General features: G+C 68.6%; 11 protein-coding genes. 5 read left to right on the top strand and 6 right to left on the bottom strand.

Features of this window, described 5'->3' with window-relative positions:
• Window positions 1–165: 165 nt before the first annotated feature.
• Both ACYQ2W_RS15905 and ACYQ2W_RS15910 read right to left on the bottom strand, forming a co-directional pair.
• Window positions 166–2,562, bottom strand: coding sequence for a phosphoketolase family protein (locus ACYQ2W_RS15905; protein WP_459869189.1), 2,397 nt, complete (start codon window positions 2,560–2,562; stop codon window positions 166–168).
• 213 nt (window positions 2,563–2,775) lie between these two features.
• Window positions 2,776–4,071 carry an acetate/propionate family kinase gene (locus ACYQ2W_RS15910; RefSeq protein ID WP_459869191.1) on the bottom strand — a complete coding sequence of 432 codons (1,296 nt, stop codon included), beginning with the start codon at window positions 4,069–4,071 and terminating at the stop codon, window positions 2,776–2,778.
• Between the two features lie 298 nt (window positions 4,072–4,369).
• On the opposite strand from ACYQ2W_RS15910, the gene ACYQ2W_RS15915 reads away from it, so the two are divergent.
• Window positions 4,370–5,254, top strand: a complete 885-nt coding sequence (locus ACYQ2W_RS15915) for a hypothetical protein (protein WP_459869193.1) — start codon at window positions 4,370–4,372, stop codon at window positions 5,252–5,254.
• Between the two features lie 134 nt (window positions 5,255–5,388).
• Here the strand turns inward: ACYQ2W_RS15915 and ACYQ2W_RS15920 are convergent, their stop codons facing one another.
• A complete protein-coding gene (locus tag ACYQ2W_RS15920; protein ID WP_459869195.1) occupies window positions 5,389–7,800 on the bottom strand; it encodes a hybrid sensor histidine kinase/response regulator in 2,412 nt (803 codons plus the stop codon).
• Window positions 7,797–10,265: a hybrid sensor histidine kinase/response regulator gene (locus tag ACYQ2W_RS15925; protein WP_459869197.1), complete on the bottom strand. Its 2,469-nt coding sequence runs from the start codon at window positions 10,263–10,265 to the stop codon at window positions 7,797–7,799. Before ACYQ2W_RS15925 ends, ACYQ2W_RS15920 begins: the two co-directional genes overlap by 4 nt.
• Window positions 10,266–10,484: 219 nt before the next feature.
• Between ACYQ2W_RS15925 and ACYQ2W_RS15930 the strand changes: the two genes are divergently transcribed.
• Window positions 10,485–10,673 (top strand): type II toxin-antitoxin system HicA family toxin, encoded by a 189-nt coding sequence (locus ACYQ2W_RS15930; protein ID WP_459869199.1) that lies wholly within the window; start codon window positions 10,485–10,487, stop codon window positions 10,671–10,673.
• 3 nt (window positions 10,674–10,676) lie between these two features.
• Window positions 10,677–11,075 (top strand): type II toxin-antitoxin system HicB family antitoxin, encoded by a 399-nt coding sequence (locus ACYQ2W_RS15935; RefSeq protein ID WP_459869201.1) that lies wholly within the window; start codon window positions 10,677–10,679, stop codon window positions 11,073–11,075.
• Between the two features lies 1 nt (window position 11,076).
• Here the strand turns inward: ACYQ2W_RS15935 and ACYQ2W_RS15940 are convergent, their stop codons facing one another.
• Window positions 11,077–12,594, bottom strand: a complete 1,518-nt coding sequence (locus ACYQ2W_RS15940; protein ID WP_459869203.1) for a GNAT family N-acetyltransferase — start codon at window positions 12,592–12,594, stop codon at window positions 11,077–11,079.
• 132 nt (window positions 12,595–12,726) lie between these two features.
• On the opposite strand from ACYQ2W_RS15940, the gene ACYQ2W_RS15945 reads away from it, so the two are divergent.
• Window positions 12,727–13,965, top strand: a complete 1,239-nt coding sequence (locus ACYQ2W_RS15945; RefSeq protein ID WP_459869205.1) for an HD-GYP domain-containing protein — start codon at window positions 12,727–12,729, stop codon at window positions 13,963–13,965.
• Window positions 13,966–14,346: 381 nt separating this feature from the next.
• On the opposite strand, the gene ACYQ2W_RS15950 is transcribed toward ACYQ2W_RS15945, so the two are convergent.
• Window positions 14,347–16,251, bottom strand: a complete 1,905-nt coding sequence (locus ACYQ2W_RS15950; protein WP_459869207.1) for a sigma-54-dependent Fis family transcriptional regulator — start codon at window positions 16,249–16,251, stop codon at window positions 14,347–14,349.
• A 306-nt stretch (window positions 16,252–16,557) separates the two neighbouring features.
• Between ACYQ2W_RS15950 and exaC the strand changes: the two genes are divergently transcribed.
• The gene (gene exaC, locus ACYQ2W_RS15955; RefSeq protein WP_459869209.1) at window positions 16,558–18,078 is read left to right on the top strand and encodes an acetaldehyde dehydrogenase ExaC; all 1,521 of its coding nucleotides are present in this window, start codon (window positions 16,558–16,560) and stop codon (window positions 18,076–18,078) included.
• The last annotated feature ends 33 nt before the right edge of the window (window positions 18,079–18,111 follow it).

Here is an 18,111-nt window from a genome sequence, read left to right on the forward strand (position 1 = left end):
ACATGAGATTCCGTCAACGCGAGACGTCCGACCGAATTCGGCATCGAAGGGCACGCAACGCCGAACGCAGGCCACTTGCCCTTTGCCCTTTGCCCTTCGCCCTTCGCCCTTTGCCCTTTGGGTGCGCCGCGTCCCTCGGCACACCCCACCCCGCCCCAACCGCACTCAATACGGCCAGCGCCACTCCCGGATCTCCGGCATATCCTCGCCGTGCTCGCGGATGTAGCGCTTGTGGTCGATCAGCTTGTCGCGCACCAGTTGCTTGAGGTAGGCGGCGCGGTGGCGGAGCTTGGGCACGCGATCGACCACGTCGGCCACCAGGTGGAAGCGGTCCAGGTCGTTCATCACCACCATGTCGAACGGCGTGGTGGTGGTGCCCTCCTCCTTGTAGCCGCGCACGTGCAGGTTTTTGTGGTTGGTGCGCCGGTAGGTGAGGCGGTGGATCAACCACGGGTAGCCGTGGTAGGCGAAGATCACCGGCTTGTCGGTGGTGAAGATGTCGTCGAAGTGGCGGTCGGGCAGGCCGTGGGGGTGCTCCTCGCGTGGTTGCAGGGTCATCAGGTCGACCACGTTGACCACCCGGATCTTCAGCTCGGGGATGTTCTGGCGCAGCAGGTCGACCGCGGCCAGGGTCTCCAGGGTCGGCACGTCGCCGGCGCAGGCCATCACCACGTCGGGGTCGCCGTCGTCGGTGTCGCTGCTCGCCCACTCCCAGATGCCGATGCCGCTGGTGCAGTGCTTGATCGCGCTGTCCATGTCGAGCCACTGCGGCGCCGGCTGCTTGCCGGCGACGATCACGTTGACGTAGTTGCGCGAGCGCAGGCAGTGATCGGTCACCGACAGCAGGGTGTTGGCGTCCGGCGGCAGGTAGACGCGGATCACATCCGATTTCTTGTTCACCACGTGGTCGATGAAGCCGGGGTCCTGGTGCGAGAAACCGTTGTGGTCCTGGCGCCAGACGTGGGAGGAGAGCAGGTAGTTGAGCGAGGCCACCGGGCGGCGCCAGGGGATCTCGTCGTTGGTCACCTTGAGCCACTTGGCGTGCTGGTTGAACATCGAGTCGATGATGTGGATGAACGCCTCGTAGCAGTTCATGAAGCCGTGGCGGCCGGTCAGCAGGTAGCCCTCCAGCCAGCCCTGGCAGGTGTGCTCGGAGAGCATCTCCATCACTCGGCCGTCCGGCGAGAGGAAAGTGTCCTCGTCGAGGATCGGCTCCATCCAGGTGCGTTGGGTCACCTCGAACAGGTCGCTCCAGCGGTTGGAGGCGGTCTCGTCGGGGCCGAACACGCGGAAGTTGGCGGCCTCCTCGTTGAGACGCATCACGTCGCGCAGGTAGCGCCCCTGCACGCGGGTCGCCTCGGCGTCCACCGAGCCGGGGCGCGGCACCGCCACCGCGTAGTCGTCGAACTCGGGCATCTTCAGGTTCTTCAGCAGGATGCCGCCGTTGGCGTGGGGGTTGTCGCCCATCCGCCGGCGCCCCTCGGGGGCGAGGTCCTTGAGCGCCGGGCGCAGCGTCCCCTCCTCGGTGAACAGCTCCTCCGGGCGGTAGCTCTTCATCCACTGCTCCAACAGCGCGAGGTGTTCCGGGTTGTCGCGCACCTGGCTGAACGGCACCTGGTGGGAGCGCCAGAAGCCCTCGGTCTTGTTGCCGTCGACCGTCGCCGGCCCGGTCCACCCCTTGGGTGAGCGCAGCACGATCATCGGCCAGCGTGGGCGGGCGCTCGCCCCCTCCTCGCGCGACTGACGTTGGATCTCGCGGATCTCCTTCAGGCAGGCGTCGAGAACCGCGGCCATTCGCTGATGCATCCGCTCGGGATCGGAGCCCTCGACGAAGTAGGGCTGGTAACCGTAGCCGACGAACAGCGACTCCAGCTCCTCGTGGGGGATGCGCGAGAGGATGGTCGGGTTGGCGATCTTGTAGCCGTTGAGGTGGAGGATCGGCAGCACCGCGCCGTCGCGCCGCGGGTTGAGGAACTTGTTGGCGTGCCAGGCGGTGGCCAGCGGGCCGGTCTCCGCCTCGCCGTCGCCGACCACGCAGGCGACCAGCAGGTCGGGGTTGTCGAAGGCGGCCCCGTAGGCATGCGAAAGTGCGTAGCCCAGCTCACCCCCCTCGTGGATCGAGCCGGGGGTCTCCGGCGCGACGTGGCTGGGGATGCCGCCGGGGAAGGAGAACTGCTTGAACAGCCGACGCATGCCATCGGCATCCTCGGCGATGTTGGGGTAGTACTCGCTGTAGGTCCCCTCCAGCCAGGTGTTGGCCACCAGGCCGGGGCCGCCGTGGCCGGGGCCGGCGATGTAGACCACGTTGAGGTCGTCGCGGCGGATCACCCGGTTGAGGTGGACGTAGATGAAGTTGAGACCGGGGGTGGTGCCCCAGTGGCCGAGCAGCCGCGGCTTGACGTGTTCGATGCGCAGCGGCTCGCGCAGCAGCGGGTTGTCGAGCAGGTAGATCTGGCCCACCGAGAGGTAGTTGGCGGCGCGCCAGTAGGCGTTGATGGCATCGAGTTCGGTCGGGGCGAGCGGAGTGGCGTCGGCGAGCGGCTGGGTGGTGATCGCGTCCATTAAGTACCTCCTGGGCGTGGTGTGGCCCCCTCGGCATGACCCTTCAGGACTCCGGCTCCGTAGGATGGGCAAAGCGCAGCGTGCCCATCGGAACGAGGCTGCCACAGTGAGGTTCACTGCCCTCGTTCGATGGGCACGTCGTTACACTCCTTTGCCCATCCTACGGCTGCCGGAGGCTGGCATTCCGCAGGGGACGGGATGTTTCGACGTGGCTTATCGGTTGATGAAACCCGGTTCCTCCAACACGGTCCGGGTCTGTCGGGCGATGGCGAGCTCCTCGTTGGTGGGGACCACGAGGACGCCGACCCGGCTCCCTGGCGAATGGATCGCGCGGACCCCGCCGTCGGCGGAGCGGTTGCGCGCGGGATCGAGTTCCACCCCGAGCAGGCCGAGCCCGTCGCACACCGCCTGACGGGTGTGCGGGTCGTGCTCGCCGATGCCCGCGGTGAAGATCAGTGCGTCGAGCCGGCCCAGCGCCACGGCGTAGGCGCCGACGTATTTGCGGATGCGATAGCAGAACAGCTCGAGGGCGAGCCGGGCCTCGGCGTCACCCGCCGCGCGCCGACGGTGCACTTCGCGCAGGTCGCCGCTACCGCACAGCCCGAGCAGGCCGCTCTCGTGGTTGAGCAACTGGTCGACCCGCTCCGGCGACCACCCCTCGGTGCGGGCGATGAACTCCGGCAGCGCCGGGTCGAGGTCGCCGCTGCGCGTGCCCATCACCAGCCCCTCCAGCGGGGTCATGCCCATGGAGGTGTCGATGCTGCGGCCGCCGGCGATGGCCGCCGCGCTCGCCCCCTGGCCGAGGTGCAGGGAGATGATGTTGAGTTCCGACAGCGGCCGGCCGAGGTGGTTCGCGGCGCACTCGGCGACGTAGGCGTGGGAGGTGCCGTGAAAGCCGTAGCGGCGGATGCCGTGCTCGCGGTAGTAGCGCGCGGGCAGCGCATAGCGGTAGGCGCGGGCCGGCATCGCGTGGTGGAAGGCGGTATCGAACACCGCCACCTGCGGCACCGCCGGCCAGGCCGCCCGCGCCGCCGCGATGCCGAGCAGGCCGGCGGGGTTGTGCAGCGGCGCGAACAGCGACAGCTCGTCGATGGCGGCGGTCACCGCCTCGTCGATACGGGTGGCGGCGGTGAAGCGCTCGCCGCCATGGACGATGCGGTGGCCGACCGCCTCGGGCACCAAGCGGTGGCGAGCGAGCAGGGCGACGATCGCATCGAGCCCGGCCCGGTGATCGGCGCCGGGGCAGGCGACTTCGGCCGCCTCGCCCTTCACCGTCGCCACCATCCGGCACCCGGCATCGGTAAGCGGGCCGACGATCCCGCCGGCCCGCTCGCCTTCGTCCGCCATCGCGAACAGGCGGAACTTGATGGTGGAGCTGCCGGAGTTGAGGGTGAGGATCCGCATATCGTTGTCCGTGGTGCAGACCTGACCGTAGCGCATTGGGATGACCGCCGTGCGACCGGCCCACGGGAACGCCAGGAAGAGATTGTCGGGGTGCCAGTCAGGCACCCGCTCCCTGTTCGTCCACCCGCTCACCCGTTCGTTCGCGCCTATCACCCCCTTTTGACGTTCCGGGCAACGCAGCGCCACACCGCATGTCGGTGCTACCTCACCGACGCGAACGAGGGCAGCGGGCTCGGCGCCACGCGGACCATCCCGGGCGGAACGTCCCGGTCGGCGAGCACAGCAGACAAGCTTGGAAGAGCGGTGCCTCCGTTCGCGTCGCCCCGCCGACACGCCGCTGTTTCGTTCCAACCACGTGTTGTACCATCGCCCCCCTTCAACTTGGAGACAGGGAGATTATCCGGTGAATCGACTCATCGTCCTGCTGATGGCCATGACCATCGCGACGTTCTCGCCCACACAAGGGCGCGCGGATCCCCCCGCTCACGAAGCACCCATGTCGGCGGCCGCGGCGCAGAAACTCGCCACCGCCCGCGCCCAAAACACCAACGAGGCATGGAGCGCCCTGATCGGAGAGGCGCTCGATAGCCACGACGAGAGGTTGTTCAACGCCGCCGTCGAAGGCGCCTGGGCGTTTACCCGGTCTTCGCCACAAGCGGTCGCCATGCTCGCCTTCCTCCACGTCAACTCGAAGGAGGATTATGCGCGGATGGCACGCGCCGAATATAAGAGGAAGCAGCAGGCGGAGGCGAAGAAGCAGCAGGACGCGAAAGCGATCGCGAGCCACACCATCCGACTCCGCCAGCGTGTCGAGATCGGCGGAATTCGCGTCACGCCGCGGTCGGCCACCTTGCAACGGGTCAGTTACACCGATATCGGCGGGCTGGTGGAACGGCAGGAGCAGACCGACCCGCTCCTCTGCCTCAACCTGACCATCGAGAACATCACCGAGGGTCAGCTGTTCGCGCCGATCGTCCCCCGCGTCACCAAACACTCCCGCTACAGCGACGATTTCAACAACCTGCACCGCTTCTTTTACAACGACTACATGTACACCTGGAAGGTGCCGGCATTCGCGATGAACCGAAAGATCAAGCCGGGCGAACGACTCGATGCCTGTCTCCCGTTCGAGGCGCCCCAGATCGACCAGGCGACGCGCTTCTCGCTGGACCTGTACCTGGCGAAGAGCAACGACCCGAAGGAGAACGATGTGAGTTCCTTCCGCACGGACAGGACGAAGGCGATCGTCATCCAGTTCGATCGAAGCGAGATTCGATCGCTGCCGTAGATGCCCCCTTCCCGGCCCGCCCTGCGGGAGCCCTCCCCAATGCGCTCATGCCGCGTTGCCGCCTTGCCGCCTTGGGAAGGGACCGCCATCCCAGGCGGACGGGTGATCATCGGCGTCGGCGAAGCATCGCCGACCTACGGCGCGCTCGCCTCGCGCGGGCCGGCCCAGTGCTCGATCGCTTCCAGCAGGGTCGCCTTCTTGATCGGTTTGGTCAGGTGGCTGTCGCAACCGGCGGCGCGACTCTTCTCGTCGTCGCCTTCCAGGGCATAGGCGGTCAACGCCAGGATCGGTACCCGCTCCCGCTGCCGTTCGCCCTCCCAGCGGCGAATCTCCCGCGTCGCCTGGTAGCCGTCCATCACCGGCATCTGGATATCCATCAACACCAGGTCGAAGCGCCCCTCGCGGAACCGCTCCACCGCCTCGGCGCCGTCCCCGGCCAGGGTCAGGGTGTGCGGGGTCCCCTTCAGATAGGCGCGAATCAGGGTGACGTTGTCGTCGGCATCCTCGGCGAGCAGGATGTTCGCCCCGCGCACCGCCCCCCCGGTGGACTCGGATGTCGCCGCCCGCCGCGCCTGCGCCAAGGTATCGCCGACCGCGCGCAGCAGCTCCCGCCGGGTGACCGGCTTGACCTGATAGTGGATCCCCAGCTCCCGCGCCCGCAGCCGCACCTCGTGGCGATCATCGGAGCTGAGCATCAGCACCGGCAGCCCGGCGAAGTCCCCCTCCCGCTGGATCTCGCTCACCAATTGGAAGCCGTCGGCCACCGGCATGTGGTAGTCGAGCAGCAGCAACCGGTACGGCGTTTCCACCCGGCGTGCCCGGCGCAGCTCCGCCAGCGCATCGGCGGTGTTGCCCACCGAATGCACCCGGCACCCCAGCTGCACCAGCATCTCGGTGAAGATCTCGCGGTTCAGCGCGTTGTCGTCCACCAACAATAGCGGCAAGCCGTCGAGGTCCGCGGCGGACTGCGGGCCCGACACGCTCGCCTCCCGCTCGCCGGGCAGGAAACGGGCGGTGAAGCGGAAGGTGCTGCCGACGCCGGGGCTGCTCTCGACCTCGATCGTCCCCCCCATCAGCTCCACCAGGTGGCGGCAGATGGCAAGTCCCAGCCCGCTGCCGCCGTAGCGGCGGGTGGTGGAGGAGTCGCCCTGGGTGAACGGGTCGAAGATGGCATCGACCCGCTCTTTGGGAATGCCGCTGCCGGTATCGGCCACCGAAAAGCGCAGCCGGATCCCGCGCTCGTCGGTTATCGGCTCGCCGACCGTCACATCGACGCGCCCCCGCTCGGTGAACTTGACCGCGTTGCCCAGCAGGTTGACCAGGATCTGGCGCAGCCGGCTGGGGTCGCCCCGCAGATAGCGCGGCACCCGCGGGGCGACCTCGCAGGCCAGCTCGATCCCCTTCTCCGAGGCGCGCAGCGCCATGATCTCGCAGGCGCCCTCGATCAGCTCGTAGAGATCGAAGGAGAGATGGTCGATGCCGAGCTGCCCCGCTTCCACCTTGGAGAGGTCGAGGATGTCGTTGATCAACGCGAGCAGCGAACCGCCGGCGCGCTGGAACACCTCCACGTAGTTGTACTGTTCGTCGTCGAGGTCGGTCTCCGCCAGCAGGTCGGCCATGCCGATGATGGCGTTCATCGGCGTGCGGATCTCGTGGCTCATGGTGGCGAGGAACTCGCTCTTCGCCAGATTGGCCGCCTCCGCCTGCTCCTTGGCCCGGCGCAGCCCCTCCTCCATCGCCTGGCGCTCGGTGATGTCGCGGAAGCTGACCACCGCGCCGGCCACCGCCCCCTCCTCCAGCAGCGGCGCCGCGCTGTAGGCGACGGCGAGGGCGCTGCCGTCCTTGCGCCAGAAGAGATCCTCCTCGCAGGTATAGGGCTCCCCGGAGACCACCACGCCGTGAACCGGGCACGCCTCGCTGGGGTGTACGGTGCCGTCGCGGTGGGAGTGGTGGATCAGCCGGTGCATGTCGTGGCCGAGCAGCTCGTCGGCCCGCTGATAGCCGAGCAGCTGCACGCAGGCGCCGTTGGCCAGGATGCAGCGCCCCTCGCGGTCGATGGCGTAGATCCCCTCGGCGACGGTGTCGAGCACCAGGCGGTGGCGCAGCTCGCGCCGCGCCAGCACCCGCGCCCCCTCCTCCACCCGCGCCTCCAGGTCCCGGCGCAGCGCGTGCAGCGTCAGGTGGGTATGCACCCGCGCCAGCACCTCGGCGGCGGCGAACGGCTTGGTGATGTAGTCGACGCCCCCCGCCTCGAAGCCGCGCACCTTGTCCGCGGTGTCGCCCAGCGCGCTGAGGAAGATCACCGGGATCTCGCGGGTGCGCGGATCGGCCTTCAGCCGGCGGCAGAGTTCGATGCCGTCCATCCCCGGCATGCGCACGTCGAGCAGCAGGATGTCCGGCAGCCGGCTGGCGACGAACCGCAGCGCCAGCTCCCCGCTGGGCGCCGCACGCACCGTGTAGCCCTCGTCGGCGAGCATGCCGGTGAGCAGCCGCAGGTTGGCGGGGTTGTCGTCCACCACCAACAGATTGCCTTCACGGGAGCTCATCCGCGCACTCCTCTCCCCCGTCCGATCAGCTCCAGCAGCTCGCCGTAGCGGAACGTCCCGGCGTACTCGCGAAGCGCCCCGGCGAGCGCCTCGTTGTGCCCGCCGATGGCGGCGATGGCCTGGTCGATGGCCGCCACGTCGCCCTCGCGGGCCGCCGCGTCGAGGGCCTCCAGAAGCCCCTGCGGGAGCTGCCCCAGGGCCTCGGCGGTCAGCCCCTCGCGCCCGCCGCCCTTCGCTTCCGGCGCCTCGTCGGCGCTCTCGTAGCGATACTCCACGCCGAGCTGGCGGGCCATCGCCTCGAACAGATCCGCCTCACGGAACGGCTTGCGCACGAACTCGGCGCAGCCGGCGTCCAGCACCCGCTCGCGTTCGTCGCTGAAGGCGCTGGCGGTGAGCGCCATCACCACCGTCTCCTCGCCGCCGGGGGCCGCCTTGATCCGCCGGGTCGCCTCGTAGCCGTCCATCACCGGCATGCGCATGTCCATCCAAACCACCTGCGGCCGCCACCGTTCGAACAGCGCCATCGCCTCCCGCCCATCGGCCGCCTCGCGGACATCGAAGCCCACCTCCTGCAGCAACTTGCGCAGCAGCAGCCGGTTGGCCTCCGCATCGTCCACCACCAGCACCCGGTAGACCGGCTGACCGGGGGCCAGACCGACCACCCGCGCGCGGCGCGCGGCCGGCCGCGCCTCCTCCTCCGGGGCCGCCTCCACCCGCAGGTCAAAACGGAACAGGCTCCCCACGCCGAAGCGGCTCTGCACCTCGATGGTGCCGCCCATCAACTCGACGAACTGGCGGGTGATCGGCAGCCCCAGGCCGGTCCCCTCCATCACCGCGGCGCCCCGCCCGACCTGCACGAAGGGCGAGAAGATCTGCTCCAGCTCCTCCTCGGCGATGCCGCGACCGGTATCCTCCACCTCGAAGTGGAGCCTTACCGACTGACCCTCGCGGACGCTCCTCGCGCGCAGGGTAACGCCCCCCTCGGCGGTGAACTTGACCGCGTTGCCGAGCAGGTTGATCAGCACCTGGCGCAGCTTGCCCACGTCACCGCGGACGAAGCGCTCCAGCCCCTGCTCGCGCTCCAGCAGGAAGCGCAGGTCCCGCTCCTCGGCGCGCACCCGCATCATCTCGCCGATGTCGTGGAGGATCTCGTGGAGATCGAAGGCGACCGGCTCGACGGTCATCCGTCCCGCCTCGATCTTCGACATGTCGAGGACGTCGTTGATCAACGCCAGCAGGTGCTCGCCGCTGCGACCGATGATGTGCAGGTTCTCGCGCTGACCGGGGGGGAGCGCCGGATCGCGGTTCATCAGTTCGCAGAAGCCGAGGATCGCGTTCATCGGGGTGCGCAGCTCGTGGCTCATGTTGGCGAGGAAGGTGCTCTTCGCGCGGTTGGCCACCTCCGCCTCCTCCTTCGCCTCGGCCAGCTGGTGGGTGCGCTCCTCGACCCGCCGCTCCAGGTCGTCGTTGAGCCGGCGCACCTCCGCCTCGGCATGGATGCGTTCCGTCAGCTCCTCGGCCAGCGAGCGCAGCAGCGGGTAGGTGAGCAGATAGATCCCCACCATGCCGGCCACCAGGATGAAGGCGGCGATCGCCACCAGGCGCAACATGGTGGCGTCGAGGATGGCGTTGAGTTCGTCGGACTCCATGTGGAAGAGCAGGTGCCAATCGGTGTGCTCGATGGCGCGGATCGCCACCACGCAGGTGGGACAGGCGGGATGGCGGCTCTCCTCGCGGGTGAAGCGGCCGGCGACGAAGTCGTCGACCACCCGCTGCAGCGCCGCCCGCGCGAAGGGGCGGCGGGTGGAGAACAGCGAGGCGATCCGCCCGGCGGCGGAGTAGGCGAGGACCACCTCGCCGCTCTCGCCGAGGCCGGAGCGGTTCTGGATGATCGCCTTCAGGCTATCGGTGCGGAAGAGGACGACGTCGGTGCCCACCTTGCGGCGGTCGCGGTCGAGGATCGGCGTGGCGACGACGATGAACGGGGCGCCGTCCGACACCACCGGCGGATAGAGGGTGGTGCGCTGCAGGTCACGGTCGAAACCGCCTAGAAAGCCCTCCGGCAGCCGCCGCCCGACCACCACCGCCACCCTGCCGGCGGCGTCGAGGCGGGTGATGCCCACCGCCTCGCGGGACTTCTTCATCGCATCGAGCAGCTTGTCGTGGGAGAACTCGACCAGCCCGTCGAGGGTCACCGTGCCCTCGTTGTAGGCCGCGAGTTTGCGGCGGATCTGGGTGCGGCTGGTGAACTGCTCGGCGATGTTGATGATCCGCGAGACATACTGGTCGACCGACACCGCCTTGGCATCGACGATGAAGTGGACCTCGCGGTCGTTCTTCGCCTTCAGGTCCTGGTGCAGCGGCAGCATGATCGCCGCCGCCAGCAGCACCCCGACCGTGGTCAGCGCGACCAGGGTCCGGATGAAGACGGAGCGCTTGAGCCGCTCGATGTTGTGCGCTGCCATGAAACCGCTCCCCCCGACGGCGAGGCCGCGCCGGGATGCCCTCCCAAATCATCGTCCCCATTGCCGGAACGTGCAAAGTGACGGCCACATCCTCGGCCACCGGAGCTGTAGGAAAATTCTGATAGATTATCAGACTGGAGCGGAAATGGTGGTGCCCACCGACCCGCGACGCTCGACGCGCTTGCTTTCGGCTCGGCGGCGAACGCATCATGCGGACACATGACCAGCGCCGCGGTCATCAAGCGTCTGAAGGCGGAGGGGAGGGTCGAGGTCGGCGGCAAGGGCGATCACCGCAAGTTCAAGCATCCCGATCGCCCGGGTCATGTCGTACTGCCCCATCCGCGCAAAGACATCGCCGTCGGGACGCTGCACAATATCTACCGCCAAGCGGGCTGGGAGTGGAGGTAAATCATGCTGTATCCCGTATACGTCCACCTCGGCGACGACCGGCACGCCCACGGCGTAACCATTCCGGATCTGCCCGGATGCTTTTCCGCCGCCGACGACTGGCAGGATCTCCCGGCCAAAATTCAGGACGCCGTCGAACTCTATTTCGACGGGGAGGAGCAGGCCCTCCCACCACCAACCCCGCTGGAGGTGCTGGCTCGCGATCCCGGCTATTCGGACGGCGTGTGGTTGATGGTGGAGATCGGCGCGACAGAAAACGAGACCGATGGGATTCCCATCGAAGTCCGGCTCCCGGAACGCCTGGTGAAGCGCATCGACGACTACGCCAGGAGCCACCACCTCAGCCGGTCGGGGGTCCTTGCCGAGGCTGCCGAACGCGTGATCGACGGTCCGACCGGCTGACTCACAGCTCCAACCCCTGGGTCATCTGCGAGGCGACGTACTCCAGCAGCTCCCGGCCGAACTCCGAGGCCACCTGCAGCCGCGTCGGGTCGATCGCCACGTTGTTGAGGTACTGCAGGCGCAGCACGTCGCCGGTCGCCCCCAGCTCCGGCACCAGCCCGGAGAAGAAGAACCCGAGCGACTCCAACATCGCGCAGTGCACCGCGGTGGCGGGGTCCTCCAGCGGCAGGTCGAGGAAGATCGCCTCGATGCCGTTGAGACAGAGCTCACGCAGCCGCATGCGCACCAGTGGCAGCAGGTCCTCGCCGAACTGCAGCACGGTGATCGAACCGTGCCCCCACTCCGGCTGGGCGCGCACCTCCACCGTCGAGTGACCGGGCAGCGACGGCACCTCCCAGCGGCTCGCCGCGCCGACCAGTTGGCGATCCAGGCCGTTGATCTCGATGATCCGGCGCAGCACTCCCTCGTGATGGAACGGTGGGTAGAGCACCCGCCGGGGCGCCGGATTGATCGGCCGGTACATCAGCATCGCGCTCTGCCGCTGGCGCTGATGCTCCTCGATGCCGCGGAAGCGGGTGGTGCTCGGGCTGTAGCCGAACATCAGGCCGATCTCATGGGCGCCGAGGGCGAGGTTGCCCTTCTGGGTGAAGGGGTGGACGGTCACCGCCTCGCTGAACGCCCCGTACATCCCGCGTGCGGCGACGAAATCGAGCAGCTCGCGCTGCAGCCGCTCGAACAGCTTGCGCCCGCGGAAACGGGGGTCCACCACCACCTGCGCCACCTCCCCCACCGGCGCCTGCGGGAACTCCAGGTTGAGCCCGACGTGGCCGACGATCTCCCCCTCCGGGGTGACCGCCACCCACGACAGGGTGATCCCCGAGGCCAGCCGCTCGCGGATCCGCTCCGGGTAGTAGATGAACTCCCCGGCATAGGAGTAGCCGTAGACCCGGTAGACCAGCCGGGCGAGATTGACCGCATCGACGGCGCGCATCGGCCGCAGCTCCACCGGGGTGTCGAGCCGCGCCACCGACTGCTCGACCAGCGGCGCGGCCGCCCGCTCGGCCTCGCTCAGGTAGTCGTCGACCCCGCGCAGCGGCAGGTTCTTGACCAGCTCCACCCGCTTGCCGCCCTTGCCCAGGTTGACGAAGCGCAGCTCGTCGGCGAAGGCGCGCATCAGCCGCATCCCCACCCCGTGCTCCGGCTCGCCCGCCTTCATCCGGCGGAACACCTCGGGATCGAACGGCAGCCCCTGGTCCTCCACCGCCACCACCCACTGGCCGGGGCGCTCCAGCAGCAGCAGCTCCAGCTCGCCCGGCTCGCCGGGGAGGAAGGCGTGGTGGACCACGTTGCCGACCGCCTCCTCGACGATCAGCCCCAGCCGGTCCACCGCCGCGGCGTCGAACCCCGCCACCTCGGCCATCCGCCGCACGAAGGCGTCGAGCGCGGGGAAATACTGCATGTCGGCGGCCACGCGCAGGCGCGCCAGGGTGTTCTCCGATGCCATCGAGTCGTCTGCCACTGTCAATCTCCTCCGCGGGTCCCGTCTGCCTCCTCAATACCACACCCGGAAGAAGGAATCATTTCCCTTGGCGCAACCGTCCGATCTGGACTATTCCACCGGTATGGGGCGTATCCGCCCGAGGGAGAGAGCATGGCGTTCCACATCGACCTCCACTCCACCATCGTCGCGCTGGCCACCGCCCTCGACTTCGTCGGCGTCGACGAGATCCACCACGGCAAGCGGGTGGCGCTGATGAGCGACATGATCGCCGACCAGCTGGGCTGGGACGACGACACCCGCCGCCGCCTGCTCCACGCCGGCATGCTCCACGACTGCGGCGTCTCCGCCACCCGTGAACACAAGAATCTGGTCGACCATATGGTGTGGGACGGTGCCGACTCCCACTGCCGGCGCGGCCACGACTACCTCGCCGCCTGCCCGCCGCTGGCCCACCTGGCGGAGACCATCCGTTGGCACCACACGCCGTGGCAGGAGCTGGCCGCCGCCGAGCTGCCCCCCGCGGTACGCCTCCACGCCAACCTGATCTTCCTCACCGACCGCATCGACGTGCTCTACGCCGTCGCCACCGACGCCGGCCACGCCCACCACCAAGTGCTGCTACACAAGCAGCAGGTGGTGGAGAAGATCGGCGAGTACGCCAACATCCTGTTCTCCCCGGAGCTGATGGCGGCGTTCAACGAACTGGGACCGCGGGAATCGTTCTGGCTCGCCCTCGACCCCTCGTTCATCGACCTGCGCCTGCAGGAGCACCCACTGCGCACCCGCGGCAGCTCCATCGGCGTCGACCAGTTGCACGCCATCGCCCGCCTGTTCGCCCGGGTGGTGGACGCCAAGAGCCCGTTCACCGCCGAACACTCCAGCGGCGTCGCCCGCCTCGCCCGCCACCTCGCCGCGCGCGCCGGCCGCGACGAGGAGACACGGGAGCTGATCGAGATCGCCGGCCTGCTCCACGACCTCGGCAAGCTGCGCGTCCCCGACGAACTGCTGGAGAAACCGGCCGCCCTCAGCGACACCGAACGGGCGACCATGATCAGCCACAGCTACGACACCTTCCAGATCCTCAACGAGGCCTTCCCCGACACCCCGCTGCCCTCGTGGGCCGCGCTGCACCACGAGAACCTGCTCGGCACCGGCTATCCGTTCCACGCCGGCGGCGACGCGCTGCAACTGGAGCACCGGATCATCGCGGTGGCCGACATCTTCCAGGCGCTGGCGCAGAACCGCCCCTACCGCGCCTCCCTGCCGGCGGAAGAGGCACTGGCGATCCTCAAGCAATCGGTGGACGAAGGGAAGCTGGACCGGCAGGTGGTGGAGATGGTCGCGGAGGAGCTGGAGACCTGCTACCGCATCGCCCTCGGACCGAACTGAAACGCGGATTGAACTCCCCGTAGGTCGGCGCTACCGCGCCGACGCGAACGGAGGCACCCCCCTTTCACCACTCCGCCAAACCTTCCGAATGGAGCGCTCCATTCGGAACGGTCATCGTGGCCGCAAACCCGCTGCCTTCGTTCGCGTCGGCGCGGTAGCGCCGACCTACGAAGCGACCTATCGACGTTAGGTAATCGTGATGACACGCCACCAAAGCGAATCCGCCTTGTGCCACTGGGCTACCAAGGCGCCCTCCACGTTGGCACCGGACGCAGGACGGGGACGCGCCCCCCATCGCGCGTATGGCGGATCATTCAACGGCGTCACGGTGGGTTTCGCTGCGCTCTTCCCACCCTACGTATCCTTCGGTGAAATCGCGGCTCATCCGCGCTTCAACTTGCGGTATAGCGTCTGCCGGCTGATGCCGAGCTGCCGCGCCGCCTGCGAGACGTTGCCGCGGCACGCTTCCAGGGTGCGCCGGATCGCCGCCATGGAGAGTTCGTGGAGGTTGCGCGGGACCTCCTCCTCCTCCGCGGCGGGAACCGACGGCAGCTCGGTCAACTCCTCGACCAGTGCCTCGTCCAGGTGACGCCACTCGATACACCCCTCGCCCTCCTCCAGCATCGCGCAGGCGGTGCGCAACACGTTGGCGTACTGGCGCAGGTTGCCCGGCCAGCGGTAGCGCGCGAACCGCGCCATCACCTCGGGGGAGAGGGTCACCTCGCGTTCCGGCGAGATCTCCTCAAGCAGCCGTTCGCTCAGCGCCGGCAGATCACCGCGCTCGCGCAGCGCCGGCAGCCGTAGCGTGAGCCCGGCGATCCGGTAGTAGAGATCACCGCGAAAGGCGCCGCAATCGACCGCCTCGCGCAGCTTGCGGTGGGTGGCGCAAACCAGCGCGAAATCGACATCCACCGCCTTGCCGCCACCCAACGGCACCACCTGCCGCTCCTGCAACACACGCAGCAGACGGCCCTGCAGCGCCAACGGCATATCGCCGATCTCGTCGAGGAACAGGGTGCCGCCGTGGGCCTCGCGCAGGCGCCCCCGGCACCCCTCCCGCCGCGCCCCGGTGAAGGCACCCGCGCTGTAGCCGAACAGCTCCGCCTCGATCAGGTTCTCCGGCAGGGCGGCGCAGTTGATGGCGACGAACGGACCGTCACGGCGCGGACCGCTGTCATGCACCGCGCGGGCGAACAGCTCCTTGCCGACCCCCGACTCGCCGAGGATCAGCAGCGGGATCGGCTTGCCGACCACCCGCCGCGCCTTGTCCGCGGCGGCACGCCAGGCGGCATCCCCGGTGTCGAGGGCGGCCAGCGCATCCGCGGGCGGCCGGGGCGGCGCACTCGCGGCGCTCACCACCACCGTGCGCTCCAACTCCAGCCGCGCAAACAGCGGCGAACCGTCGCGCCGACGGATCGCCAGCGGCTGCCGCGGCTGGCGGCGGTGGCGCGCCAGCAACTCCCCCAGCCGCGCGTCGATCACCCGCCGCAGGGGGGTCCCTCCCAGATCCAGCGGTCCCAACCCGAGCATCGCCAGCCCGGCGCGGTTGGCACCGACGATCTCCCCCTCCCCCGACAGCGCAACGATCCCCTCGGCCACCGAACCGATCCCCTCCGGATAGGCGTGCAGGCGAAGGCGGAAGGCGTGGCGAGGATCGGCGATCAGCAGACGGTTCTCGATCATCCGCGCCGCCATGCCGACCAGCCCGAGGGTGTGCGGATGGCGGTTGCGTTGATCGCCGGAGACGTCGATCACCCCCAGCAGGCTACCGTCCGCCGCCATGATCGGCGCCGCCGCGCAGGTGAGGAAGCCGTTGCGTTCGAGGAAGTGCTCGGCGCCGTTGATCTCGACGCTCTGCGCCTCGGCCAGCGAGGTACCGATGGCATTGGTGCCACGAAAACACTCCTGCCACGAGGCCCCCACCGACAGCGCCACCCGCTCCGCCTTGGTGAGGAAATCGCAATCGCCCAGCGCCTGCATCAACGTCGCCTGCCGATCGGCGAGGATGATCATGCTGTGGCTCTCGCGCAGTTGGCCGTGAAGGTACTCCATCACCGGACGGGCATGGGCGAGCAGATCGTGGTTGCGCGCCAGCAAGCGGCGCAGGGGTTGCCCGCCGAGCGCGTCGAGGCCGCTCAGCCGGCCGGTCGGCGACAGCCCCGCGGCGAGGCTGCGCCGCCACGAACGGGCGATCCGCTCGTCGACCGTGCCGGGGGAACACTCGCCGTGCTCGATCAGCCGCATCCGCGCCTTGCGCAGCGCCGTGCTCACCGCCGTGGAACTCATCCCGCACTCCTCCTCGACAGGCGGAAACGCCCGTTCGACGCCCAGTATCGAAGACCTCCCGGCAGACGCGCAACCGCTTCCCCCGCGCCGGGCACTCAACTGTTCCAGATTGTGACAGGTGTTGAAAACGGTGACGTAACCGGCCGTACCACCGCTCCCACGACGATTTCCAACACGTTGAAAAACCGTCCATTTCCGCCAGCCCTCGGGCTGGCACGCAAGTTGAGACCCCTCCCCTCCACGGAACCGTGGCGAACGCGGGACCGGCACGACGGAAAAACATCACCCAGAACGAGGTAACGCAGCATGATTTATGGAGCCCCCGGCAGCGCCGACGCCAAGGTTCGCTACCACGATCACTACGACAACTTCATCGGAGGACAATGGGTCGCCCCGAGCAAAGGCGAATACATGGACGTGGTCTCCCCCGGCACCGGCCGGGTCTACACCCGTGCGGCCCGCTCCACCGCGGAGGACATCGAGCTGGCGCTCGACGCCGCCCACGCCGCGGCGGATGCCTGGGGCAAGACCTCGGTTACCGAGCGCGCCAACCTGCTGCTGAAGATCGCCGATCGCATCGAAAGCAATCTGGAGCTGCTCGCCTACGCCGAGACGGTCGACAACGGCAAGCCGATCCGCGAGACGCTGGCCGCCGACGTGCCGCTCGCCTGCGACCACTTCCGCTACTTCGCCGGCGCCCTGCGCGCCCAGGAGGGCGGCATCAGCGAACTCGACGAGACCACCGTCGCCTACCACTTCCACGAACCGCTCGGCGTGGTCGGCCAGATCATCCCGTGGAACTTCCCGCTGCTGATGGCCGCCTGGAAGCTCGCCCCGGCGCTCGGCGCCGGCAACTGCGTGGTGCTCAAGCCCGCCGAGTCGACCCCGGTCTCGATCCTCATCCTGGTCGAGCTGATCGCCGACCTGCTGCCGCCGGGCGTGCTCAACGTGGTCAACGGCTACGGCCGCGAGGCGGGCATGCCGCTGGCCACCAGCACGCGCATCGCCAAAATCGCCTTCACCGGCTCCACCACCACCGGCCGGGTGATCGCCCAGGCCGCCGCCAACAGCCTGATCCCGGCGACCCTGGAGCTGGGCGGCAAATCGCCCAACCTCTTCTTCGCCGACGTCATGGACCACGACGACGCCTTCCTCGACAAGGCGATCGAAGGGCTGGTGCTGTTCGCCTTCAACCAGGGCGAGGTGTGCACCTGCCCGAGCCGCGCGCTGATCCACGAATCGATCTACGAGCCCTTCATGGAGCGGGTGCTGGCCCGCGTCGCCGCGATCAAGCAGGGCGACCCGCTCGACACCGAGACGATGATGGGCGCCCAGGCCTCCAGGGAGCAGCTGACCAAAATCCTCTCCTACATGGAGCTCGGCCGCGAAGAGGGCGCCGAGTGCCTGATCGGCGGGGCCGCCGCGCAGCTCGGCGGCGAGCTGGAGGGGGGCTACTACGCGCAACCGACCCTGTTCAAGGGCCACAACCGGATGCGCATCTTCCAGGAGGAGATCTTCGGCCCGGTGCTCGCGGTCACCACCTTCAAGGACGAGGACGAGGCGCTGGAGATCGCCAACGACACCCTCTACGGCCTCGGCGCGGGCGTCTGGAGCCGCAACGGCAACGTCGCCTACCGGGTCGGCCGGGCGATCAAGGCGGGCCGGGTGTGGACCAACTGCTACCACGCCTACCCGGCGCACTCCGCCTTCGGCGGCTACAAGGAGTCGGGCATCGGTCGCGAGACCCACAAGATGATGCTCGACCACTACCAGCAGACCAAGAACCTGCTGGTGAGCTACCACGAAGAGAAGCTCGGCTTCTTCTAGCCAGCAAGCCCTGCCCTTTACCCACAAATCGGT

It is taken from the genome of Endothiovibrio diazotrophicus (assembly GCF_054657215.1).